This is a genomic window from Pseudomonas sp. LB3P58 (genome assembly GCF_054897895.1).
The window spans coordinates 5,384,921-5,407,195 of the sequence record NZ_JBUBVE010000001.1; the positions used below are offsets into that span (position 1 = coordinate 5,384,921).

A 22,275-nucleotide genomic window follows, 5' to 3' on the forward strand; every position below is an offset into this window, starting at 1 on the left:
CCAGCTTTGTAGCAACCTCAGCGACTCATAAGAAAACCAAACACACCGTGAAGTCTTTTCGGGATACAACCATGGTTGCTATTACCCCAACACCCAAAATCAAAAACCTCGACAAGCTGTTGATGCACTGCCAGCGCCGTCGTTATGCGGCCAAAAGCAACATCATTTGTGCCGGCGACCGCTCGGAAACCCTGTTCTTCATCATTAAGGGTTCGGTCACCATCCTGATCGAGGATGACGATGGCCGCGAAATGATCATCGCCTACCTGAACTCCGGAGACTTTTTCGGCGAGTTGGGCCTGTTCGAACAGGCCGGCCTGGAACAGGAACGCAGCGCCTGGGTGCGCGCCAAGATCGAATGCGAAGTCGCGGAAATCAGTTACGCGAAATTCCGCGAACTGTCCCAACAGGATCCAGACATTCTTTACGTGCTCAGCGGACAAATCGCACAGCGCCTGCGCAACACCACCCGCAAGGTGGGGGATCTGGCGTTCTTCGACGTTACCGGCCGCGTCGCACGCTGCCTGCTGGAACTGTGCAAGCAGCCAGATGCGATGACTCACCCGGACGGCATGCAGATCAAGGTGACCCGTCAGGAAATCGGGCGGATTGTCGGTTGTTCACGTGAGATGGTCGGTCGCGTACTCAAGGATCTGGAAGAACGCAACCTGGTGGACGTCAAAGGCAAGACCATGGTGGTCTTCGGTACGCGCTAAACCCTGAACATGTCTGCCAGCAACTGGCGGTACAACGTGTCGAGTCGTTCCAACGCATCAGGTGCTGCATATTTTTCATGAAGAGCAATGTGGCTCTCGGCGCGAACTCGCTGCTCCAGGCCACAGGCTTCATTGAACCGGTTAACCGCCGCAACCATCGACTCACGCTCGTTATCGAGCAAAAAAGCACCATGCACCAACCCTACCGGACGCGTACCGCCCTTGCTCTGACGCCAGCGTTGAGCCGTGCCGACCATCTTGCGCCCATCAAGGTTGACGTTGAAACGCCCATCACAGAACGCACCCTCTATTTCGCCCAAAGACGAAACGCCGCCCAGTTCATCGAGTAGCTGACTAATCGGATCGCAAAGCCGGTGATAACCGGTTTCGATACGGTTCTGGTCACCCTCGCTACGCGGTGGCGCGTAGACCAGTGCGATGTTGATCGTTGAGGCCGATTGCGGCACCGGTTCACCGCCGGTTTCACGCAACAGCACCGGCCAACCTGCCGCCGCCGACACCTCGCACGCGGCCTCGAACCCAGGCAGACGATTCAACCGTCGCGGCATGACCAGCGCCTTATCACTGGGTTGCCAGAACAACAGACCAAACTCCGAATCGCCGGTGCACACATGGGCCAACAGATCCTGTTCGGCGAGCAAGCCGGCTTCGACGGTCAAGGCGATGGGCTGGGTCATGGCAGTAGACATCCTTTGTTTGGGGTATAAAAAAGCCGGCATCGCCGGCTTCTTCATCAAGTCACGTTCAGTCGAGTGTAGAACCGCTCACCGCGATGCCACGCTCAGGAAAGAACAGACGCTGCAGTTCGGTGCCCGGGCTTTCGGCGCGCATAAACGCTTCGCCAACCAGGAACGCGTACACATCGCTGATTTCCATCAGCTCGACATCGGCCCGGTTGAGAATGCCACTTTCGGTGATCACCAAGCGATCACGCGGGATACGCGGCAACAGATCGAGGGTGGTTTCCAGATTGACGTCGAAGGTGTGCAGGTTGCGGTTGTTCACGCCGACCAACGGAGTGTCGAGGGTTTTCAAGGCCCGCTCCAGCTCGTCGCCATCGTGAACTTCCACCAGCACATCGAGGCCGACACTTTTGGCCACGGCCGCCAGCTCGGCCATTTTCACGTCATCCAGTGCGGAGACGATCAACAGCACGCAGTCGGCGCCCAACGCTCGGGCCTCAATGATCTGGTACGGATCGATCATGAAGTCCTTGCGGATCACCGGCAGTTTGCACGCCGCCCGCGCCTGTTGCAGATACGCATCGGCGCCCTGGAAATAATCGATATCGGTGAGCACTGACAGGCAGGTCGCGCCGCCCTTCTCGTAACTCTTGGCGATGTCGGCGGGAACGAAGTTCTCGCGAATCACACCTTTGCTCGGTGAAGCTTTCTTGATTTCTGCAATGACCGCTGGCTGCTTGAGCTTGGCCTGAGCCAACAATGCCTTGGCAAAACCACGGGGTGCATCGGCCGCCTTGGCCAGACTTTCCAGCTCCGCCAGGCTTACGCGAGCGCTACGCTCGGCGACTTCCTGGATTTTACGGGCCAGAATGTTTTCCAGAACCGTCGGTACACTCATCCCTCATTCTCCACTTTGAATACCGCGGTAAATGCACCCAACTCCTCCAGTTTTTCCCGAGCGAGGCCTGTGTGCAGCGCATCGTGCGCCAGGGCAACGCCTTCTTTCAAACTGCTGGCATGGTCGGCGGCGTACAGCGCGGCACCGGCATTGAGCACAATCATTTCCGCGGCTTTCTGACCGTTCTCGGTCTTGCGCTTGCCCAGGGCATCGCGGATCAGCTCCAGCGAGGCCGCCGGGCTATCCACTGCCAGACCGTGCAGGCTCTGGCTCTTCATCCCCAAGTCTTCTGGCTCGACCCAATACTCGGTGATCTGGTCATCCTTCAATTCCGCCACGAAGGTTGGTGCTGCCAGACTGAATTCGTCCAGGCCATCCTTCGAGTGCACCACCAGCACGTGCTTGCTGCCCATACGCTGCAAGACTTCAGCCAGCGGACGGCACAACGCCTGATTGAACACCCCCACCACCTGATGCTTCACGCCGGCCGGATTCGTAAGCGGGCCGAGCATGTTGAACAGCGTGCGCAAGCCCAGCTCCCGGCGCGGGCCGGCGGCGTGCTTCATGGCGCTGTGATGGGTTTGGGCGAACATGAAACCGATGCCGACGTTGTCGATGCAGCGTGCGACCTGAACCGGCGTCAGGTTCAGGTAGATACCCGCCGCCTCCAGCAGATCGGCGCTGCCGCTTTTGCCCGAGACCGCACGGTTACCGTGCTTGGCGACGGTGCAACCGGCCGCCGCGACCACGAACGAGGAAGCAGTCGATACGTTGAAGATATTGGCACCGTCACCGCCGGTACCCACCACATCGACGACGCCGTCGAGGGTCTTGAGTTCGACCTTGTCTGCCAGCTCGCGCATGACCGACACGGCGCCGACGATCTCGTCGATGCTTTCACTCTTCATGCGCATGGCCATCATGAACGCGCCGATCTGCGCATCCGTGCATTGACCGGTCATGATTTCGCGCATGACATCGCGCATCTCATCGGTGCTGAGGTCGAGCTGTTCGACGATACGGCTCAGGGCTGTCTTGATATTCATGAAAAGTCCTTAGCGCGTGCCGCCGGTTTGTTTGAGGAAATTAGCGAACAGCTCGTGGCCTTGTTCGGTGAGGATCGACTCAGGGTGAAACTGGACGCCCTCGATGTTCAGTGTCTTGTGGCGCAGGCCCATGATCTCGTCGACCGAGCCGTCTTCAAGCTGAGTCCAGGCGGTCAGTTCCAGGCAATCGGGCAGGGTTTCGCGTTTGACGATCAGTGAATGATAGCGGGTGACCGTCAGCGGATGGTTCAGGCCTTCAAATACGCCTTTGTCCTCGTGGAACACCGGGCTGGTTTTGCCGTGCATGACCTGACGGGCGCGGACCACATCGCCACCAAAGGCCTGGCCGATGGACTGATGGCCCAGGCACACGCCGAGGATCGGCAATTTACCGCCAAAATGTTTGATCACATCAATCGACACGCCAGCTTCGTTCGGCGTGCAAGGGCCGGGCGAAACGACGATCCGCTCAGGGTTGAGGGCTTCGATTTCGGCAATGGTGAGCTCATCGTTGCGCACGACTTTGACCTGGGAGCCGAGCTCACCGAGGTATTGCACAACGTTGTAAGTAAAAGAGTCGTAGTTATCGATCATCAGCAACATGGCTTAAGAACCTCTTGAATTTACTGACTTTGAATACAGCCTTCGAATGATTTACCCGCAGCGTCCTGCACTTTGTCAGTCGCTGGAGTCGCGCTGCAAAGCGGTTTGTCTTGCGGATAAAGAAGGCAAAGCGGTAAAGATCCGGCCGGGCCGGCAGAAGGATTCAGGCGCGCCAACGCCAACGGGCGTGTGCCTTGATGACTTGATCCAGAAGTTTGCTGACGATCAACACGGGGAAGGTCTCATTTATACGTCTCGGCACAGTAACTTAGCTGGGCAGAGCGTGCAATATGGGGCGGTAGAACCTCTTGAAACAATTGGCGGGTTCGCGCCGAACGGCAACAGGCCCTATAGTTTTTGGCACTATCGTTTTGCTCATTACAACAATAACAAAAGGACTTGCTCATGATCAGACGGACGTTGGCTGTACCGCTTGCAGGTTGCTTCCTCGCCATGGCCTGCAGCCAGGCGATCGCGGCGCCCAACCCTTATTCGAATTTCATCGTCTTCGGCGATAGCCTCAATGATGCCGGGCAGTTTACCGACACGGGCGGCCCTCCCGGTTCGACCGTGCGCTTCACCAACCGGACCGGACCGCTTTACCAGGACGGCAGCGGCGAAGTCTATTCCGCCAACTCGACCCAACTGCTGGGTGGAAAGCTCGGGTTTTCACCGGACCAGACGGCCGCTTCAACCTCGGCGGCGCGGGCGAACCAGGGTCTGCCGGACGGTAATAACTGGGCCGTTGGCGGATATCGCACCGACCAGATCCTCACCTCGATCACCACCGCATCCGCCACGGGCGAACGCACACGCCCTGGCTATCTGCCGACAAACAACTTCAGCGCCGATCCGAATGCGCTGTATTACATTTCCGGGGGTGGTAACGACTTTCTTCAGGGACGTGTACAAAGTGGCGCTCAGGCGAATGCCGCTGCGGATCGACTGGCCAACAGCGTCCAGGTTCTGCAAACCGCCGGCGCCCGGTACATCATGGTATGGCTGCTGCCCGACCTGAGTTTGGCGCCCGCCATCAATGGCACGCCCCAGCAGACACCCACCTCACTACTGAGCGCTGCCTTCAACCGGCAACTGATCACTCGACTGGCGGGGATCGATGCCGAAATCATCCCGCTGAACATTCCGCTGCTGTTGCAGGAAACCTTCGCCGATCCGGCTCGATTCGGTTTTGCTACCGGCCAGAGCCTGACGGCGACTTGCTTCAGCGGTAACAGCTGCACCGAAAACCCTGTGTATGGCATCAACAGTGCCACCCCGGACCCCAGCAAGCTGATTTACAACGATGGGGTTCATCCGACCGAAGCCGGGCAGCAACTGATTTCCGACTATGCCTATTCCCTACTGGCTGCGCCGTGGGAGCTGACATTACTGCCAGAAATGGCCCACGCCACCTTGCGTGCGCACCAGGATGAACTGCGCAGCCAATGGCAATCGGACTGGGAGAACTGGCAGGCGGTCGGCCAATGGCGCGCGATTGTCGCCGGTGGCGGACAGCATCTGGATGTCGATAGCCAAAGCAGCGGGGCCAGCGCCGACGGCGACGGTTACAACTTGAATATCGGCGGCAGCTATCGTCTCAATGACGCTTGGCGCGTCGGTGTGGCGGCGGGCCTCTATCGTCAGAACCTGGAAGCAGGCAATAACGATTCGGACTACAAACTCAACAGCTACCTGGCCACCGCCTTCGCCCAGTTCCAGCAGAATCGCTGGTGGGCCGATGCCGCGTTGACCGGCGGCAAGCTGGATTACGACAACCTCAAACGCAAATTCGACCTGGGTGCCAGCGAAGGTGCGGAGAAAGGCGATACCGATGGCTATCTGTGGGCCTTCAGCACACGGGTTGGCTACGACATTGCGCAACCGGGCAACGAGTGGCACCTGTCGCCGTTCATCAGCGCCGATTACGCAAAAGTGGAAGTCGACGGCTACTCGGAAAACAGCACTCGTTCCACAGCGCTGACCTTTGATGACCAGAAACGCGATTCAAAACGTTTGGGTGCCGGTTTGCAGGGTAAGTATCAGATCACCGCACAGACTCAAGTATTCGGTGAATACGCGTATGAACATGAATACGAGGATGACACTCAGAAAGTAAACATCGCGCTCAACAGCCTGCCGTCCCTGGACTTCAAACTGGACGGCTATACACCGCAAAGCCACTTGAATCGCGTGAGCCTGGGGGTCAGCCACAAGTTGACGGCCGAACTGGCACTGCGTGGCGGATACACGTTCCGCAAGGATGATGACTTTACCCAGCAAGGGCTTACCGTTGGGGTTGCACTGGACTTCTGATCCGGCAAACAGCAGGCACAAAAAACGCGGCGCCCTCACAGGTGCCGCGTTTTTTTATGGTGCTGAGGTCTTTGTGGGAACTCAGCTTTCCGGGGTTTGTTCGGCAAGGGCCACTGCACGGAACATCGCGCGGCGCTTGTTCAGGGTTTCTTCCCATTCCAGCGCCGGTACCGAGTCGGCGACGATGCCGCCACCGGCCTGTACGTGCAGTTCGCCGTTCTTGATCACCGCGGTGCGGATCGCGATTGCGGTGTCCATGTTGCCGTTCCAGGCGAAGTAGCCGACGGCGCCGCCGTAGACACCACGCTTGACCGGTTCCAGTTCGTCGATGATTTCCATCGCGCGAATCTTCGGTGCGCCAGACAAGGTGCCCGCCGGCAGAATCGCGCGCAGTGCGTCCATCGCCGTCAGCCCTGCCTTCAATTGACCGGTGACGTTGGAAACGATGTGCATCACGTTGGAATAACGCTCGATGACCATTTTTTCAGTGAGTTTCACCGAACCGATTTCCGAGACCCGACCGGTGTCGTTACGACCCAGGTCGATCAGCATCAAATGCTCGGCAATTTCCTTGTCGTCGGACAGCAGGTCTTTTTCCAGTGCCAGGTCGGCCTCTTCGTTGGCCCCGCGTGGGCGAGTGCCGGCGATCGGGCGCACGGTGATCAGGTTGTCTTCGACCCGCACCAGCACTTCCGGCGAACTGCCGACGACGTGGAAGTCGCCGAAGTTGAAGAAGTACATATAAGGCGTCGGGTTGAAGCAACGCAGCGCCCGGTACAGATCGATCGGAGCGGCCTTGAAGTCGATCGACATGCGCTGGGACGGCACGACCTGCATGCAGTCACCGGCCAGGATGTATTCCTTGATGGTGTCGACGGCTTTTTCGTAATCGTCCTGGGTGAAGCTCGAACGAAACACCGGATCAGCAGACTGTTGCTTACTGAAATCCAGGCCACGGCGCGGCGTGATCGGCTGACGGAGTTTTTCCAGCAGCTCTTCCAGACGCGCCTGACCTTGTTCGAAAGCATCGTCCTGCGAAGGATCGGCCAGGACAATCGCGTGCATCTTGCCGGCGAGGTTGTCGAACACGACCACCGCGTCGGAGACCATCAGCAGAATGTCCGGCACGCCCAGCGGGTCCGGGTTCGGGCACTTGCCCAGTCGCTTCTCCACATAGCGCACGCAGTCGTAACCGAAGTAACCCACCAGGCCGCCGTTGAAGCGCGGCAGGCCAGGGATGGTCGGCACGTTGTAGCGAGCTTTGAATTCTTCGACGAACGCCAGTGGATCTTCGGCTTCGTGGCTTTCGATTTCGATGCCGTCGTGGGTAACGCTGATGTGATGGTCCTGAACCCGCAGCACGGTGCGGCACGGCAGGCCGATGATCGAGTAACGCCCCCACTTCTCCCCGCCCTGCACCGATTCCAGCAGGTAGGAGTTGGGCTCGTCGGCCAGTTTCAGGTAGATCGACAGCGGCGTGTCAAAGTCGGCCAGGGTTTCGCAGGCAAGCGGGATGCGGTTGTAGCCGGCAGCGGCCAAACGCAGGAATTCTTCGCGGATCATGGGGTAGCCTCGTGGCTTGAGGGTCTAACAGTCAGGTATGCAAACGCGCCGGTATGCCGGCCAGGAACAAGTCAGGCGCGCCAACGCCAGCGGGCCAGGGCCTTGATGACTTTCATCCAGAGTTTGCGAGTGACCACCACGATGGCGTTTCCAGAAGGGGGTTGAACAGCGTCGGGCAACGTTATCTCAGCGGCCGGATCCAGGCAACCGGGAATTAACTTGCGCAGATCGTCAATCACCAGCGCCGGCGACTCTTCGGCAATCGGCCGGCCATGGTTATAGCCGTAACTCAGCGCCACGCATTTGACCCCCGCCGCTTTTGCCGCCAGCACGTCGCTGCGCGAATCGCCGACGAACAAGGATTGCGACGCCGGGATGTTGGTCATTTTCATCACGAAAAACAACGCTGCCGGGTCCGGCTTTTTCTGTGGCAGGGTATCGCCGCCGATGATCAAGCGGAAATAACGACCGATTTTCATCTGATCCAGCAGCGGCGCGACGAAGCGCTCCGGCTTGTTGGTGATCAGCGCCATCTCGACGCCCTGCTTGTGCAGCCATTTCAGGGTGTCGCGCACGCCGGGGTAAACCACCGTCAGCTCGTGACCGTCCTCGTAAAAGCCGTTGAACAGCTCCAGGGCATGCTCGGCCTCGACGTCATCGACACCCTCGGCGTCGATGTGGTTGGCCAAGGCCCGGCGCACCAGCGTGTGCACGCCGTTGCCCACCCACTCGCGCACCGATTCGATGCCGGCAGGTTTACGCCCGAGTTTGAGCAGCATGTTATCCACAGCCGCTGCGAGGTCGGGGACCGAATCGATCAGCGTGCCATCCAGATCGAACATCACCAGCCGTGGCAGAGACCCCGGGAACAGCTGCTCAAAGCCACTCATGGGCGGGCCAGCGCCAGTTCGGAACGCATCTTTTCAATCACCTCTTGGTAGTTCGGCGCATTGAAGATCGCCGAGCCGGCGACGAAGGTGTCGGCGCCAGCAGCGGCGATTTCACGAATGTTGTTCACGTTCACGCCGCCGTCGATTTCCAGACGGATGTCACGGCCGCTAGCATCGATCAGCGCCCGTACTTCACGCAGTTTATCCAAGGTGCTTGGGATGAACTTCTGCCCGCCGAAGCCTGGGTTGACGCTCATCAGCAGGATCATGTCGACCTTGTCCATCACGTACTTGAGCACGTCCAGCGAGGTCGCCGGGTTGAACACCAGGCCTGACTTGCAGCCACCTTCGCGGATCAGTTGCAGGGAGCGGTCGACGTGCTGCGTGGCTTCCGGGTGAAAAGTGATGTAGGTCGCGCCGGCTTCGATGAAGTCACCGACGATGCGGTCCACCGGGCTGACCATCAGATGCGCGTCGATCGGCGCGGTCACGCCGTACTTGCGCAGCGCGGCACAGACCATCGGGCCGATGGTCAGGTTCGGCACGTAGTGGTTGTCCATGACATCGAAGTGCACGAAGTCGGCGCCAGCGGCCAGGACGTTGTCCACTTCTTCACCCAGGCGGGCGAAGTCGGCGGAGAGAATCGACGGAGCAATTACGAAGGGCTGCATGACGCACCTCTTTTGAGCAGAATCACGATGGCGCGCATTGTATACCTCATGCTTTGGCCCGCGCACCGTGGCCGCGATGATCAGTAGGCCGCTCGGTAGATCTTCTCGATATCGACGGCACTCAATTTGCGTGGATTGTTGCGCATCAGGCGCTCAATTCCCGCCGCCTCCACCGCCATGGCCGGGATGGCATCTTCTGGAACGCCGAAGCTGTGCAGGCCCGGTGGGATTTCCACCGCAGCGCACAACTCGGTCATCGCCTCCACGGCCTTGTCCGCCGCGTCGTTGGCGCTCAGATGAGCGGTCTTCACCCCCATGGCCTCGGCGATATCTTGCATGCGCTCCACGCAGGCCATTTTGTTCCAGGCCATGACATACGGCAGCAGCAAGGCGTTGCTGACGCCATGGGCAATGTTGTAACGGCCGCCCAGCGGGTACGCCAGCGCGTGCACCGCGCCGACCCCGGCATTACCAAATGCCATACCGGCCATCAGGCTGGCGGTGGCCATGTCTTCGCGGGCCTGGAGATTGGAGGGATTGGCGTAAGCCTTCGGCAGCGCCTTGGCGATGAGCTTGATGGCGCCGATGGCCAGCGCGTCGGTAATCGGTGAGGCGTTGAGCGACAGATAGGATTCGATGGCGTGCACCAGTGCATCGACGCCACTGGCGGCAGTGACACTGCGCGGACAGGTCAGGGTCATTTGCGGGCTGACCAGCGCCACGTCCGGCAATAGATAGTCGCTGACGATGCCTTTCTTCAGCTGTGCGACCTTGTCGGAGAGGATCGCCACGTTAGTGACTTCCGAGCCGGTGCCGGCGGTGGTCGGAATGGCGATCAGCGGCGGACCTTTGCGCGGCACCTGATCGATGCCGAACAGATCCTCCAGCGCCCCGTGATAACCGGCGTAGGCCGCGACACTTTTAGCGATGTCGATGGCACTGCCGCCGCCCAGGCCGATCAGTCCGTCGTGCCCGCCCTCGCGGTAGACCCGCATGCAGTCTTCGACGATGGCGATTTCCGGGTCTGGCAACACACGGTCGAAAATTTCGTAGGTTCGGTCGCCCAGCTGCGCCAGCGCCAGCTCGACCGTGCCGGACTTGACCAGTGCGGCATCGGTGACGATCAGCGGGTTGTCGATGTCCAGACGTGTCAGTTCAGCCGCCAGTTGCTCGATGGCACCTGCGCCAGTGATCAGTTTGTGAGCGATTTTGAAAGAGGAAATACTCATGTGCGCAGCCTCTTATAGATAGGGGAGCTGGGCACAAGAGTAGCTTGGGATTGGGGTTTGTCTGCTATTCAGGTGATGAATGATCGGTTGGTTTGCGGTGTTGGGTGAGCATTGGGTGGGTCAGTTGGATCGACCCCTCACCCTAACCCTCTCCCCACTGGGGCGGTCCGACGTTTCGGGAGGGTTGGGGTGAGGGGTGGCTCTCCAGCTCGCCACTAAACCTGGGCGGTACGCAGTTTTTCGCTACGGCCGCGCAGCCATTCCAGGGTCAGCAGCAGGATTACCGAGAAGGCAATCAGCAACGTCGCCGCCGCCGCGATGGTCGGGCTGAGGTTTTCGCGGATGCCGCTGAACATTTGCCGAGGCAACGTCGCCTGTTGGGGGCCGGCGAGGAACAGCGTTACCACCACCTCATCGAACGACGTCGCGAAGGCAAATAGTGCCCCCGAGATCACTCCCGGCGCGATCAACGGCAAGGTCACGCGGCGGAATGCCGTCAGCGGCGAAGCGCCAAGGCTGGCCGCCGCACGCACCAGGTTCTGGTTGAAACCTTGCAAGGTAGCCGACACGGTAATGATCACGAACGGCACACCCAACACCGCATGCACGACGATCAGCGAGACAAAGCTGTTACCAAACCCCAGCGGAGCGAAGGTCAGGTAACTGGCCACACCAATGATCACCACCGGCACCACCATCGGCGAAATCACCAGCGCCATCACCAGCGGTTTGCCCGGGAAGTCGCCCCGCGTCAGGCCGATTGCCGCCAGCGTACCGAAGATCATCGCCAGCACAGTCGCCGCCGGAGCAACGATGATGCTGTTCTTCAGCGAACGCATCCACTCGGCCGAAGCGAAGAAGTCCTGGTACCAGTGCAGCGAAAAGCCTTGCAGCGGGTACACCAGAAAACTCCCGGAGTTGAACGACAGCGGGATGATCACCAGCACCGGCAGAATCAGGAACAACAGGACCAGCCCGCAGAGAATGCGCAAGCTGTAGAACCACACCCGTTCAATGGGCGACATATAAGGACTCAGCATTTCGTTCTCCCCTTAGCTCAGGCGCAGGCGACTGGCGCCCACCAGCCAGCTGTAAATCAGATAAAGCACCACGGTCGCCAACAGCAGCAGCCCACCGAGTGCGGTCGCCATGCCCCAGTTGATGCTGGTGTTGGTGTAGAAGGCGACGAAGTAACTGACCATCTGATCGTTCGGGCTGCCCAGCAAGGCCGGGGTGATGTAGTAGCCGATGGCGAGGATGAACACCAACAGGCAACCGGCGCCGACACCGGCATAGGTCTGCGGGAAGTACACCCGCCAGAAACTGGCGAACGGGTGGCAGCCGAGGGAAATCGCGGCGCGCATGTAGGTCGGCGAGATGCCTTTCATCACGCTGTAGATCGGCAGAATCATGAACGGCAGCAGGATGTGCACCATGGAGATGTAAACCCCGGTGCGGTTGAACACCAGCTCCAGCGGTTTATCGATGATGCCCATCGCCATCAGGCCGCTGTTGATCAAGCCACCCGATTGCAGCAACACGATCCACGCGGCGACCCGCACCAGGATCGAGGTCCAGAACGGCAGCAGCACCAGAATCATCAGCAAGTTGCTTTGCCGTGACGGCAAATTCGCCAGCAGGTAGGCCAATGGATACGCCAGCAGCAGGCAGATCACGGTGATGATCAGCCCCATCCAGAACGTCCGGGTAAAGATGTCGAGGTAGATCGCCTGATCGGGCGTGGCCGGGGCGATTTCGCCGAGGTCATCGATACGGTGATCAACCGCTGCCAGCAAGTAATAAGGCGTGATGCTGCTGGTGTTGCGGCGCACGGCTTGCCAGTAGGCCGGGTCGCCCCAGCGCTCGTCGAGACCTTCCAGCGCTTCTTTATAGGAGGCCGGTTCGGTGGCTAATGGTAAGGCACGTGCGGTTTTGGTCAGCAGGCTGCGGTAGCCGGCCAACTCCATGTTCAAGCGCTTGGACAGGTCGCCCAGGGTCTGATTCTTGCGGGCTTCAGCGAGGTCTTCGCTGGCCGCCTTGTAAACCGGTTCAGCGGGCAGGCCGCGGCCATCCCAACTGGCGATAGCCGCCACGGTGCGCGGCATGCCGCCGACCACTTCCGGGTTACCAACGCTTTTGTAGAGCAGCGCCACGATGGGCACCAGGAACACCAGCAACAGAAACAGCACCAACGGCGCGATCAAGGCTTGTGCTTTCCAGCGGTTGATCCGCTCGGCGTGCTTGAGCCGCTGCTTCAAGGTGGGGTCGGTGCCCGCGTTCAGGGGAATGGCGGTGGCCATGGCGTACTCCGGAAATCTTTGATCGTTGCAGAGATGGCGTACCACCTCGAACTTTTAGTGTGGGAGCGAGCCTGCTCGCGATGGCGTCTTCAAATTCAACATTGATGCTGACTGATACACCGCAATCGCGAGCAGGCTCACTCCCACAGAAGGGCGAGCCCTCTAGTTACTTCGCAGCCCAGGAATTGAAGCGCTGTTCCAGTTGCTCGCCGTTGTCAGCCCAGAAGCTGACGTCGATCTGCACCTGGTTGGCGATGTTTTCCGGGGTGGTCGGCATGTCTTTCAGGACATCCTTGGCCAGCAACGGTACGGCTTGAGTGTTGGCCGGGCCGTAGGCGATGTTTTCCGAGTAGGTCTTCTGCTGCTGCGGCTGCACCGAGAACGCGATGAATTTCTTCGCCGCTTCAGCGCGTGCTTTATCCAGACCTTTTGGAATGGCCCATGCGTCAAAGTCGTAGATACCGCCGTTCCACACGACTTTCAGGTTGCTTTCTTTCTGCACGGCAGCGATCCGGCCGTTGTAGGCCGAGCTCATGACCACGTCGCCGGAGGCGAGGTACTGCGGCGGTTGCGCGCCGGCTTCCCACCACTGGATGCTTGGTTTGAGCTCATCGAGTTTCTTGAACGCGCGGTCCTGACCATCCTTGCCGGCCAGTACTTTGTAGACGTCTTTCGGCGCAACGCCGTCGGCCATCAGAGCGAATTCCAGGGTGTACTTGGCGCCTTTGCGCAGGCCACGTTTGCCCGGGAATTTCTTGGTGTCCCAGAAATCCACCCAACTGGTCGGTGCGGAAGCCAGTTTGTCGGCGTTGTAGGCCAGCACGGTCGACCATACGAAGAAGCCCACGCCGCATGGCTGGATAGCGCCTTTGACGTAGTCTTCGGACTTGCCGAACAACTTCGGATCAAGCTGCTCGAACATGTCTTCGTCGCAACCACGAGACAGTTCTGGCGATTCAACTTCTACCAGGTCCCAGGACACGCTCTTGGTGTCGACCATGGCTTTGACCTTGGCCATTTCGCCGTTGTACTCGCCCGCCACGATCTTGCCGTTACCTGCCGCTTCCCACGGCGCATAGAAGGCTTTGACCTGCGCTGCCTTGTTCGCCCCGCCAAAGGACACCACGGTCAGGTCCGGGCCTGCCGCCATTGCGTGTGCCGCACCGATCATGCCCATGACCAAAGCGGTGAATTTCAGGGATCTCAACATTTATTGTTCTCTCCACGTGCAGGGTTGTGTTGTTGAAGCAGGGGGGGCGATCAATGCGCCTCTAAAAGTGGGTCGAGCGCGCGAACGTGTTCGACCTGCCAGCCAAGCGGTACCACGTCGCCGACGGCCAGCGCGGGATCGAGCTCGGCAATCGGTTGTTTCACAAAAAAATCGGTCTTGCCGCAGACTTCCAGGCGAACCCGGACGTGGTCGCCCAGATAGATGAATTCCTCCACCCTCCCTGAGAAGCGGTTGACGCATTGATCGCTTGCGCCGTTGAGGCTAATGCGCTCGGGGCGAATCGACAGCGTGACCGGTTCGCCGGTCTTGCCGACGTTGACCGCCAGGGCCTCAACCTTTTCACCGCGACCCAACTCAACCACGCAGCGGTCGCCGGTGTGGCTGTGCAAGCGGCCATTGAGGCGGTTGTTCTCGCCGATGAAGTTGGCGACGAAGGTGTTTTTCGGCTCTTCGTAGAGGGTGCGCGGCGGCGCGATCTGCTGGATTTCGCCCTGATGGAACACGGCTACACGGTCGGACATGGTCAGGGCTTCGCCCTGGTCGTGGGTCACGTAGACCACGGTCACGCCGAGGCGCTGGTGCAGGTGCTTGATCTCCATCTGCATGTGTTCGCGCAGTTGTTTGTCCAGTGCACCGAGGGGTTCGTCCATCAGCACCAGTTGCGGTTCGAACACCAACGCCCGGGCCAAAGCCACACGCTGTTGCTGACCGCCGGACAGTTGCGCCGGATAACGCTGGGCGAAGGTATCGAGCTGAACCATGCTCAGGACTTTTTTGACCTTGTCGCTGACGTCGCTCTTGTTCAAGCCGCGCACGGTCAACGGGAACGCCAGGTTCTCGGCGACCGTCATGTGCGGGAACAATGCGTAGTTCTGGAACACCATGCCGATGTCGCGCTTGTGTGGCGGCACGTTGTTGATGGAACGCCCGGCCAGCTGGATTTCGCCTGCGGTCGGTGTTTCGAAACCGGCGAGCATCATCAGGCTGGTGGTCTTGCCGGAGCCGGACGGCCCGAGCAAGGTGAGGAATTCGCCTTTGCGAATCTCCAGGTTGAGGTCTTTGACGATCAGGTTCTCGCCGTCGTAGCTTTTTTGTACTCCACGAAAGCTGACCAGAATATCGCTGGCCCCTGCGCTTGAATCGACCTGGCTCATACCCACACCTTTGTTGTTGATGACTGCTGTGGACTAAGCCTAGTGGACGCTGCCGACCACGCAAATCGGGGCGCAGGAGAGAATGGCCTCAGCAGGATGGAAGGTTGGGGGTAGGGATTGCCCTACAATGATGGCGGGGATGGATAGGGCAGCGGCTAGCTTGACGCTGCAAGCCGCAAGAACGGGCAAAAGCAGCGTTGGTGGCATGTCGCAATTGGACATGCCACCAAAATCTCTGTGGGAGTGAGCCTGCTCGCGATAGCGGTGGCTCAGTGCAAATTATGTCGACTGACACACCGCTATCGCGAGCAGGCTCACTCCTACAATGTTCGGTGGTGTGTCTTAGAGGAGTTTGTGCTCCATCGCGTACTTCACCAGTTCCGCCAGGGAGGTGATGTTGAGTTTCTGCATCAGCCGTGCCTTGTGGGTGCTGATGGTTTTGCTGCTCAAGGCCAGTTGCTGGGCGATGTCGTTGACGTTGGCGCCCTGGGCCAGGCGTTCGAACACCGAGAACTCGCGCTCGGACAGCAACGAGTGCAACGGCCGCGAATCGGTCAGGCCGACTTCGAAGACCATACGGTCGGCCAGGTCCGGGTCGATGTAGCGCCCGCCCGCCGCGACCTTGCGGATCGCCGTCAGCAGCAGCGCCGGATCGCTGTCCTTGGTCGCATAACCGGCGGCGCCGACCTTCAACGCACGGGCGGCCATTTGCGCTTCGTCGTGCATCGACAACACCAGAATCGCCGGCGGATTGTTCAGCGCGCGAATCCGCGGAATCGCCTCCAGCCCGTTAACCCCAGGCATGGAGATGTCCAGCAAGACCACTTCGCAGGGAACATGGCGCAAGGTCTCGAGCAACTGCTCGCCATTGCTCGCCTCCCCTACCACCAGCAAATCCTTGGCCAGGCCGATCAATTGCTTGATGCCTTCGCGGACGATGGTGTGGTCTTCGGCTACCAATACACGGATCACTTACTTCTCCTCATCCAGCGGCACTCGCACGCTCAGGGTCGTGCCTTCACCCGGTTCACTCTCAAGCGACAACTGTCCGCCCATGATCAACACTCGCTCGCGCATGCCGACCACCCCGAAGGATGTTGACCTACCGGTGGCGGGGACAAATCCTACGCCATCATCACTGACGGTCAGACACAACTCGTCGCCTTCCAGCGCCAATGTCAGTTCGACAGTATGCGCCTGGGCATGGCGCATGACATTGGTCAGCGCTTCCTGAAGGATCCGGAACAGGCCAATCGCCTTGGCATCACTGAGCACCGGCAGATTCTCCGGCACCTGCACCAGACACGGAATCTGCGTGCGCGCTTCGAATCGACGGGCCTGCCACTCGATAGCCGAGGCGATCCCGGCGTCGAGAATCGGTGGCCGCAGTGCCGTGGCCACGTCGCGTACCAATTGGAACAGCTGCGCTATCAGTCGCTTCATGCTGTTCAAACGTTCATTCAGACCAGGGTCGAGCTGGGCGTAGGCCAGTTCGCACATGGAAGTTTCCAGTTTGAGCACGGTCAACATCTGACCCAGTTCGTCGTGAACTTCCCGGGCGATGCGAGCCTTTTCCTCTTCCCGCACGCTTTCCAGGTGCGCGGACAACTCACGCAACTGCTCGCGAGAGCTGGCCAGTTCCAGTTCGATGCGTTTGCTCTCGCTGATGTCCCAGACGATCCCGTCCCAGACATAGGCGCCGTCTTCGAGTCGGCGGGTGATGGCCTTGATCTCGGCCCAGCGCTGTTTGCCCGAACGGGTGAGAATCCGTCCCTGCCACGACCAGTCACTGTCGGTATCCAGCGCATGGTCCTGGGTTTGGTGATAACTGGCCTTGTCGTCCGGGTGCACCAGGCTGCGCAGGCCTTTGTCGCGATGGGCCAGGGTGGCCGGCGAGTAACCGACCAGGCTCTCGCTGCCTTCACTGATGTAGGCAAAGTCGATCTGCCCCGTCACCGGCGCCCGTTCCAGACGAAAGACCAGTCCTGGAACGTTGGCGGCGATCCCTTGCAATCGGGCCTCGCTTTCCTGCAACGCGGCCAACGCACGGCGGCGCTCGGTGACATCGTTGAGGTAAACCACCAGGTATTCGCTGTCGCGAAACCGCAAAAAACTCAGCGAAACATCCACCGGCAGATTGCTGCCATCCGCCCGTATGCAGTTGGTTTCGAAACTTTGCGGGCCGTCTTCACTGGCCCGGGCGCGTTTCCACAGGTTCAGCCAGCGGTCCATGTGCAAGCCGGGCTCGAAGTCGATCAGCGGCCGATCAATGATCCCGCCCGCCGGATAACCCAGCATGGTTTCGGCCGCGCGATTGGCGTAGCGCACATGGCTGTCCCAGTTGACCCAAAGGATGCCGACGGTGCTCTGATCGATGGAAAACTGAGTGAGGCGCAAGGCTTCTTCGCTGGCGGCACGCAGGGCAATGTCTTCGCGCGCGGCCCGCAAACGATGCTCAAGACTGTGCTGCTGCCGACGCTGCCAGAACACGATGGCCATGCTGCTCAGCATCAACACCGCCAACAGCAGACAGAGGTTTTGCCAGAAACCCGGGGACTCGGTCAGGCGCGGGTATTTGGGTTGCAGCCACTGGTTGTGCAGTTGCTCCAGGTCCTTGGCCGGGATCGCGCGTAATGCGCTTTCGACGATGCCGGCCAGTTCCGGCCAGTCCCGGCGCGTGGCCACACGCAACAGTTGCGGCAGCCCGATGTCTCCCACCACCACCAGCCCGGCGAACTCCGGCTCGACGGACAAACGCCCCAGCTGCGCTTCGTCGACCACGGCGTAACTGGCCTGCTGACTCAATAACAGTTGCAGTGCCTGGCGCTCGATCGGTACGCCTTGAAGGTTCAGGTGCGGGTAATTGCTGCGCAGGTAATCGGCGGTGGCGCCGGGCATGCGCACGGCGACGCGGGTCTGGCTGTCGAGTTTTTCCAGCTCTACCACGACAGTGCTTTTCTGGTCGCTGACCACCAGTTGCGGCACCCGCATATACGGGTCGGAAAACTGCCAGAGACGCAGGCCACCGGGGGTTTGAGTCAGCCCCGGAGCGATGTCGATTTCACCCTCGCGCGCGGCGTCTTCCAGCTGCGCCAGGTCGGGAAAATTGCGCCAGCTCAGCTCGACTTTAAGCGCCTTGGCCAGCCACTTCATCAGCTCGACATTGACCCCGGACAAACGCTGCAAGCGGCGATCGTATTGGGCGTAGGGCACTTGCAACACCAGCCCCACGCGCAATTCGCCATGTTGCGCCAGCCATTGCTGCTGGCCCGCGGACAATTGCGCGACATGCACCGGTGGCGCGGGAGCCGCCCAGCCCATCAAGGGAAACCACAAACAGCCGATAACCCACAGGCAGCAAAAACGCATCATCGAAGTCTCACACACTGACAAATACTGACCAACCCATTAGGCTGCCGGAATAACTTCTGGCCTGGAATATCCGATGCCCCCTGTCTACCGCCTGGCACTGCCAGCATTGTGCCTGTCGCTGATCCTGCCTTGCGCCTTTTCTGTCGAAGCCGCCGCCCCGGTACCTGCCGCAACGGAAACACCCGCCGAAGAAAAACCGGTCGAGCGCCAGCCGCTGCTTGAGCGTAGTCAGGAAGAAGCGTCTGCACTTGAGCGACAGATCCCGGCTCAGGAACAGCAGCAACTGCAAGCGGGCAGCGACACGTTTCTGGCCTTGTGGAAACCGGCCAATACCGCCGACCCCAAAGGCGCGGTGATTATCATCCCGGGCGCCGGCGAAACCGTTGACTGGCCGCAAGCAATCGGTCCATTGCGACGTAAATTGCCGGACGCCGAGTGGAGCAGCCTGAGTATCACCTTGCCGGACCTGCAAAGCGATGCCATTGCGCCGCGTATCGCAGAAGTGGCGCCGACACCAAAAACCCCTGACACCGGCAGCAAAGACTCGACCACCGCAGCGCCCATCGAACAAGCAGCGGGCGGCGAAGCGGAGGTGGCGGACAAGGCGATCGCCGAAACCACCGAGGAACAGGCCAGAGCCGACGCCGAACGAATCTTCGCCCGCATCGATGCCGCCATTGCCTACGCCGAACAGCAAAGCGCTCGCCGCATTGTCGTGCTGGGGCATGGCACTGGCGCCTACTGGGCCGCGCGTTACCTGAGCGAGAAGCAGCCCTCGCAAGTGGAAAAGTTTGTGATGGTCGCCGCTCAGATGCCGGCGAAAGCCAAACCAGAGCTGGTCGAACTGACACCGACCCTGAAGCTGCCCACCGCAGACATCTTCTATATGGATAGGCCGCTGGATCGCAACCTGGCGCTGGAACGTTTGCAGGCCAGCAAACGCTTGAAGACTTCGGGGTTCAGTCAGGTTTCGCTCAAGGCTTTGCCCGGTAACTCCAAGGCTGAGCAAGAGCAGCTGTTCCGTCGGGTGCGGGGCTGGTTGAACCCACAGAACGCGGTGAACTGATAGACCGCTACCGAAAATCCCGCCGCTCACGAATCAATGTGTAGGCGCTATGCAGTTCGCGAGTCTTGTCAGTGGCTTCGCGCACCTGCAGCGCCGTCGCACCGCTGCCAGCGATCTTGTCCGGGTGATGGCGACTCAGCAGGCGTCGATAAGCACGTTTGATCTGCGCCGGCTCGGTGGTCGCCGAAACGCCCAGAAGCCGCAGGGCATCTTGATAGGTCAGCACACTGCTGGTCTGTGCAAACTTGTGCTGCTCATAATCAGCCGACAGAGCCTGCACCTGTCGTGACGTCCAGCCCAGCCATTTACCCCACTGTCTGATCAGCTCTCGCTCAGCGCTACCGGCGCGGCCATCAGCCCAGATCATCCGCCAGCAGGCACGCAAGACGCCTTCGGCCGCATGAGGCTGAGCGCTCAAGCGGCGCAAATAACCGCGCAACCGGTCATCTCCCGACTTGCCGCGATTGAACGCGGCAATGGCCCGACGCTGGGCCGACTCGGTCATTTCCAGCGAACGCATTTCCTGACGGGCCTGCTGGATATGCCCTTCCACCACCCGCCCATCGCACTTGGCCAGCCGTCCCAACAACACAAACAGCAGTTCATCGTTGCGCAGCACTGAGCGGCCACCGAGCTTTTCTCGCAAGTGCGCCCAGCTCTGTATGTGCAAGTGCCGATCCAGCACCTGCCCCAACAAGGCGCCCAGCATGGCCCCCGGAATGCTGGCGATGTAAAAGCCCGCTCCGGCTCCAATCAGAGTCCCTGGCCACAACATGTCAGCGTCTCGCTTCTAACAGGGTTTCGACTTCAGCCAGACGTTCGTGAGTGCCAACATCCACCCAATGTCCATTAAGGTGCTCACCGGTGACGTGTCCATCGGCCATGGCCTTGCGCAGCAGCGGTGCAAGCTTGAAGGCGCCGGCGGAGCAACCGTCGAACAGCTGCGGGTGCAGGACCGCGATGCCGCTGTAGGTCAGGGTTGCAGTGTCAGGTTGACCGTCGCGTACTCGCCCGTCGATCAGACTGAAATCGCCGGTCGGGTGATGGGCCGGGTTGTCCGCCAACACCAAATGCGCCAGCCCGGTGATGGGTTGGTGCAACACGCTGAAGTCGTAGTCCGTCCAGATGTCACCGTTGACCACCATAAAGGCCTCGTCACCCAGCAACGGCAGCGCGCGGAAAATCCCGCCTCCGGTTTCCAGCGGCTCACCTTCCGGCGAGTACTGAATACGTACGCCGTATTGCGAGCCATCACCCAGGTAGTTTTCGATCAGCTGGCCGAGCCAGGCATGGTTGATCACCACCTCGGTAAACCCCGCCACCGCCAAGGCCTTCAAGTGATACTCGATCAACGGAATACCGCCAGCGCGAACCAGCGGTTTCGGCGTGGTCAAGGTCAGCGGGCGCATGCGCTCGCCTTTCCCTGCCGCCAGAATCATTGCCTTCATGCATTCACTCCAGCACGCAGACTCAGCAGCAACACATCCAGCTCGGCCAGTTCAGGACGGCGGGCGATCACGGCGTCGATATAAGCGAAGAAGCGTGGCACATCACTGAGATAGCGTGGCTTGCCGTCACGGTGGCAGATGCGGGCAAAGATGCCGATCACTTTCAGGTGCCGCTGCACGCCCATCAGGTCGCTGGCACGCAGGAAATCATCGAAATCGGGCTGAACCGGGATCCCGAGATCGCCCGCTTGCTGCCAGTAGGCTTCCAGCCAGCCGCGCACACGCGCCTCGGGCCAGCTGAGGAACGCATCCTTGAACAGGCAGATCACGTCGTAGGTCACAGGACCATAGACGGCGTCCTGGAAATCCAGCACGCCGGGATTGGGCTCGCTGAGCATCAGGTTGCGTGGCATGTAGTCGCGGTGCACCAGCACTTTCGGCTGGGCCAGCGCGCTGTCGATCAATAGCTCAGTCACGTTCTGCCAGAGCATTTGCTGCGCCGAGTCGAACTCGATACCCAACTCGCGCTTCACGTACCACTCGGGGAACAATTCCAGCTCGCGACGCAGCAGCGCCACGTCATAACTTGGCAGTGGTGCAACCATCGGCAACTGCTGAAAAGCCAGCAGCGCTTGCAGGGCATCCTTGAACAAATCGTCGGCATTTTCGCTGTCGATCACGTCCAGGTAAGTCTTGTTGCCCAGGTCATTGAGCAAAAGAAAACCACGTTCGAGGTCTTCGGCATAAATTTTCGGAACATTTATTCCGGATTTCGCCAGCAAAAAAGCGATATCCACGAAGGGTTTACAGTTTTCCTGGGGCGGTGGCGCGTCCATCACGACGAAGCTTCTGCCCTCGCCTTCCCAGCGGAAATAACGTCGAAAACTCGCATCGCTACTGGCCGCGGTCAACGTGGCCGGGGGTACGGCACCCCAACCCTGTTCTGTAAAGAGGACAGCCAATTGCTCATCGAGCCAAACTTTCAGGTGTTGCAAACGTACATCTTGGTCAGGCATTGCAAGGGTCTCCGACGGCGCTAGCCGTCAAGCGGGTCATGCTTTATTATCCAGC

The 22,275-nt window shown here is 59.9% G+C and carries 20 protein-coding genes; 3 read left to right on the plus strand and 17 right to left on the minus strand.

The genetic code is table 11. From position 1 onward, the window contains the following. Positions 1–71: 71 nt before the first annotated feature. Positions 72–716, plus strand: coding sequence for a cAMP-activated global transcriptional regulator CRP (crp, locus tag ACYZTZ_RS25175; protein WP_046045393.1), 645 nt, complete (start codon positions 72–74; stop codon positions 714–716). Here the strand turns inward: crp and ACYZTZ_RS25180 are convergent. The 4 genes from ACYZTZ_RS25180 to ACYZTZ_RS25195 all read right to left on the minus strand — a co-directional run bounded on the left by ACYZTZ_RS25180 (position 713) and on the right by ACYZTZ_RS25195 (position 3,967). Further along, positions 713–1,414: a lipoate--protein ligase family protein gene (locus ACYZTZ_RS25180; protein WP_462000009.1), complete on the minus strand. Its 702-nt coding sequence runs from the start codon at positions 1,412–1,414 to the stop codon at positions 713–715. The genes crp and ACYZTZ_RS25180 overlap by 4 nt on opposite strands. Before the next feature lie 67 nt (positions 1,415–1,481). Then, the gene (gene trpC / locus ACYZTZ_RS25185) at positions 1,482–2,318 is read right to left on the minus strand and encodes an indole-3-glycerol phosphate synthase TrpC (protein WP_056741324.1); all 837 of its coding nucleotides are present in this window, start codon (positions 2,316–2,318) and stop codon (positions 1,482–1,484) included. Further along, positions 2,315–3,364: an anthranilate phosphoribosyltransferase gene (trpD, locus tag ACYZTZ_RS25190; protein WP_095127233.1), complete on the minus strand. Its 1,050-nt coding sequence runs from the start codon at positions 3,362–3,364 to the stop codon at positions 2,315–2,317. Before trpD ends, trpC begins: the two co-directional genes overlap by 4 nt. 9 nt (positions 3,365–3,373) lie before the next feature. Continuing rightward, positions 3,374–3,967, minus strand: a complete 594-nt coding sequence (locus ACYZTZ_RS25195; RefSeq protein ID WP_033056198.1) for an aminodeoxychorismate/anthranilate synthase component II — start codon at positions 3,965–3,967, stop codon at positions 3,374–3,376. A gap of 405 nt (positions 3,968–4,372) precedes the next feature. Between ACYZTZ_RS25195 and estP the strand changes: the two genes are divergently transcribed. Next, a complete protein-coding gene (estP, locus tag ACYZTZ_RS25200) occupies positions 4,373–6,280 on the plus strand; it encodes an esterase EstP (protein WP_462000010.1) in 1,908 nt (635 codons plus the stop codon). 81 nt (positions 6,281–6,361) lie between these two features. Here estP and trpE read toward each other — a convergent pair whose 3' ends face one another. The 10 genes from trpE to ACYZTZ_RS25250 all read right to left on the minus strand — a co-directional run bounded on the left by trpE (position 6,362) and on the right by ACYZTZ_RS25250 (position 18,690). Beyond that, positions 6,362–7,843 (minus strand): anthranilate synthase component I, encoded by a 1,482-nt coding sequence (gene trpE / locus ACYZTZ_RS25205; protein WP_462000011.1) that lies wholly within the window; start codon positions 7,841–7,843, stop codon positions 6,362–6,364. 71 nt (positions 7,844–7,914) lie between these two features. After that, complete coding sequence (locus ACYZTZ_RS25210; RefSeq protein WP_462000012.1) at positions 7,915–8,733, minus strand: phosphoglycolate phosphatase; 819 nt, start codon at positions 8,731–8,733, stop codon at positions 7,915–7,917. Then, on the minus strand, positions 8,730–9,404 hold the full coding sequence (rpe, locus tag ACYZTZ_RS25215; protein WP_056741319.1) for a ribulose-phosphate 3-epimerase: 675 nt from the start codon (positions 9,402–9,404) through the stop codon (positions 8,730–8,732). The genes ACYZTZ_RS25210 and rpe overlap by 4 nt, the downstream gene beginning before the upstream one ends. An 80-nt stretch (positions 9,405–9,484) precedes the next feature. Beyond that, the gene (locus tag ACYZTZ_RS25220; protein ID WP_056741318.1) at positions 9,485–10,633 is read right to left on the minus strand and encodes an iron-containing alcohol dehydrogenase; all 1,149 of its coding nucleotides are present in this window, start codon (positions 10,631–10,633) and stop codon (positions 9,485–9,487) included. Between the two features lie 215 nt (positions 10,634–10,848). Next, on the minus strand, positions 10,849–11,673 hold the full coding sequence (locus ACYZTZ_RS25225) for an ABC transporter permease (RefSeq protein ID WP_046045385.1): 825 nt from the start codon (positions 11,671–11,673) through the stop codon (positions 10,849–10,851). Between the two features lie 12 nt (positions 11,674–11,685). Further along, a complete protein-coding gene (locus tag ACYZTZ_RS25230) occupies positions 11,686–12,933 on the minus strand; it encodes an ABC transporter permease (RefSeq protein WP_056741316.1) in 1,248 nt (415 codons plus the stop codon). Positions 12,934–13,099: 166 nt separating this feature from the next. Next, positions 13,100–14,143: an ABC transporter substrate-binding protein gene (locus tag ACYZTZ_RS25235; RefSeq protein WP_056741315.1), complete on the minus strand. Its 1,044-nt coding sequence runs from the start codon at positions 14,141–14,143 to the stop codon at positions 13,100–13,102. Between the two features lie 50 nt (positions 14,144–14,193). Next, positions 14,194–15,318, minus strand: coding sequence for an ABC transporter ATP-binding protein (locus ACYZTZ_RS25240; RefSeq protein WP_056741314.1), 1,125 nt, complete (start codon positions 15,316–15,318; stop codon positions 14,194–14,196). 342 nt (positions 15,319–15,660) lie between these two features. Further along, positions 15,661–16,290: a response regulator gene (locus ACYZTZ_RS25245; protein ID WP_003210977.1), complete on the minus strand. Its 630-nt coding sequence runs from the start codon at positions 16,288–16,290 to the stop codon at positions 15,661–15,663. After that, positions 16,291–18,690 carry a PAS domain-containing sensor histidine kinase gene (locus ACYZTZ_RS25250; protein ID WP_462000013.1) on the minus strand — a complete coding sequence of 800 codons (2,400 nt, stop codon included), beginning with the start codon at positions 18,688–18,690 and terminating at the stop codon, positions 16,291–16,293. Between the two features lie 73 nt (positions 18,691–18,763). Between ACYZTZ_RS25250 and ACYZTZ_RS25255 the strand changes: the two genes are divergently transcribed. Beyond that, positions 18,764–19,756 carry an alpha/beta hydrolase family protein gene (locus ACYZTZ_RS25255; protein WP_462000014.1) on the plus strand — a complete coding sequence of 331 codons (993 nt, stop codon included), beginning with the start codon at positions 18,764–18,766 and terminating at the stop codon, positions 19,754–19,756. Between the two features lie 7 nt (positions 19,757–19,763). Here the strand turns inward: ACYZTZ_RS25255 and ACYZTZ_RS25260 are convergent, their stop codons facing one another. From ACYZTZ_RS25260 to ACYZTZ_RS25270, 3 genes are read right to left on the minus strand one after another with little or no spacing between them, the layout of a single operon-like run. Beyond that, positions 19,764–20,531: a TerB family tellurite resistance protein gene (locus tag ACYZTZ_RS25260; protein WP_462000015.1), complete on the minus strand. Its 768-nt coding sequence runs from the start codon at positions 20,529–20,531 to the stop codon at positions 19,764–19,766. Between the two features lies 1 nt (position 20,532). Continuing rightward, entirely contained in the window at positions 20,533–21,204 is a 672-nt protein-coding gene (gene murU, locus ACYZTZ_RS25265) for an N-acetylmuramate alpha-1-phosphate uridylyltransferase MurU (RefSeq protein ID WP_056741310.1), read from the minus strand. Then, positions 21,201–22,220 carry an aminoglycoside phosphotransferase family protein gene (locus ACYZTZ_RS25270; RefSeq protein ID WP_462000016.1) on the minus strand — a complete coding sequence of 340 codons (1,020 nt, stop codon included), beginning with the start codon at positions 22,218–22,220 and terminating at the stop codon, positions 21,201–21,203. The genes murU and ACYZTZ_RS25270 overlap by 4 nt, the downstream gene beginning before the upstream one ends. Positions 22,221–22,275: the final 55 nt, after the last annotated feature.

What these genes read in the sequence shown, in the direction of transcription:
- ACYZTZ_RS25235 (WP_056741315.1), bottom strand. Translation starts at nt 14,143, where the DNA reads ATGTTGAGATCCCTGAAATTCACCGCTTTGGTCATGGGCATGATCGGT.
- estP (WP_462000010.1), top strand. Translation starts at nt 4,373, where the DNA reads ATGATCAGACGGACGTTGGCTGTACCGCTTGCAGGTTGCTTCCTCGCC.
- ACYZTZ_RS25240 (WP_056741314.1), bottom strand. Translation starts at nt 15,318, where the DNA reads ATGAGCCAGGTCGATTCAAGCGCAGGGGCCAGCGATATTCTGGTCAGC.
- ACYZTZ_RS25195 (WP_033056198.1), bottom strand. Translation starts at nt 3,967, where the DNA reads ATGTTGCTGATGATCGATAACTACGACTCTTTTACTTACAACGTTGTG.
- ACYZTZ_RS25250 (WP_462000013.1), bottom strand. Translation starts at nt 18,690, where the DNA reads ATGATGCGTTTTTGCTGCCTGTGGGTTATCGGCTGTTTGTGGTTTCCC.
- trpE (WP_462000011.1), bottom strand. Translation starts at nt 7,843, where the DNA reads ATGATCCGCGAAGAATTCCTGCGTTTGGCCGCTGCCGGCTACAACCGC.
- ACYZTZ_RS25220 (WP_056741318.1), bottom strand. Translation starts at nt 10,633, where the DNA reads ATGAGTATTTCCTCTTTCAAAATCGCTCACAAACTGATCACTGGCGCA.
- ACYZTZ_RS25230 (WP_056741316.1), bottom strand. Translation starts at nt 12,933, where the DNA reads ATGGCCACCGCCATTCCCCTGAACGCGGGCACCGACCCCACCTTGAAG.
- ACYZTZ_RS25180 (WP_462000009.1), bottom strand. Translation starts at nt 1,414, where the DNA reads ATGACCCAGCCCATCGCCTTGACCGTCGAAGCCGGCTTGCTCGCCGAA.
- ACYZTZ_RS25255 (WP_462000014.1), top strand. Translation starts at nt 18,764, where the DNA reads ATGCCCCCTGTCTACCGCCTGGCACTGCCAGCATTGTGCCTGTCGCTG.
- trpD (WP_095127233.1), bottom strand. Translation starts at nt 3,364, where the DNA reads ATGAATATCAAGACAGCCCTGAGCCGTATCGTCGAACAGCTCGACCTC.
- murU (WP_056741310.1), bottom strand. Translation starts at nt 21,204, where the DNA reads ATGAAGGCAATGATTCTGGCGGCAGGGAAAGGCGAGCGCATGCGCCCG.
- ACYZTZ_RS25260 (WP_462000015.1), bottom strand. Translation starts at nt 20,531, where the DNA reads ATGTTGTGGCCAGGGACTCTGATTGGAGCCGGAGCGGGCTTTTACATC.
- ACYZTZ_RS25270 (WP_462000016.1), bottom strand. Translation starts at nt 22,220, where the DNA reads ATGCCTGACCAAGATGTACGTTTGCAACACCTGAAAGTTTGGCTCGAT.
- ACYZTZ_RS25210 (WP_462000012.1), bottom strand. Translation starts at nt 8,733, where the DNA reads ATGAGTGGCTTTGAGCAGCTGTTCCCGGGGTCTCTGCCACGGCTGGTG.
- crp (WP_046045393.1), top strand. Translation starts at nt 72, where the DNA reads ATGGTTGCTATTACCCCAACACCCAAAATCAAAAACCTCGACAAGCTG.
- ACYZTZ_RS25225 (WP_046045385.1), bottom strand. Translation starts at nt 11,673, where the DNA reads ATGCTGAGTCCTTATATGTCGCCCATTGAACGGGTGTGGTTCTACAGC.
- rpe (WP_056741319.1), bottom strand. Translation starts at nt 9,404, where the DNA reads ATGCAGCCCTTCGTAATTGCTCCGTCGATTCTCTCCGCCGACTTCGCC.
- trpC (WP_056741324.1), bottom strand. Translation starts at nt 2,318, where the DNA reads ATGAGTGTACCGACGGTTCTGGAAAACATTCTGGCCCGTAAAATCCAG.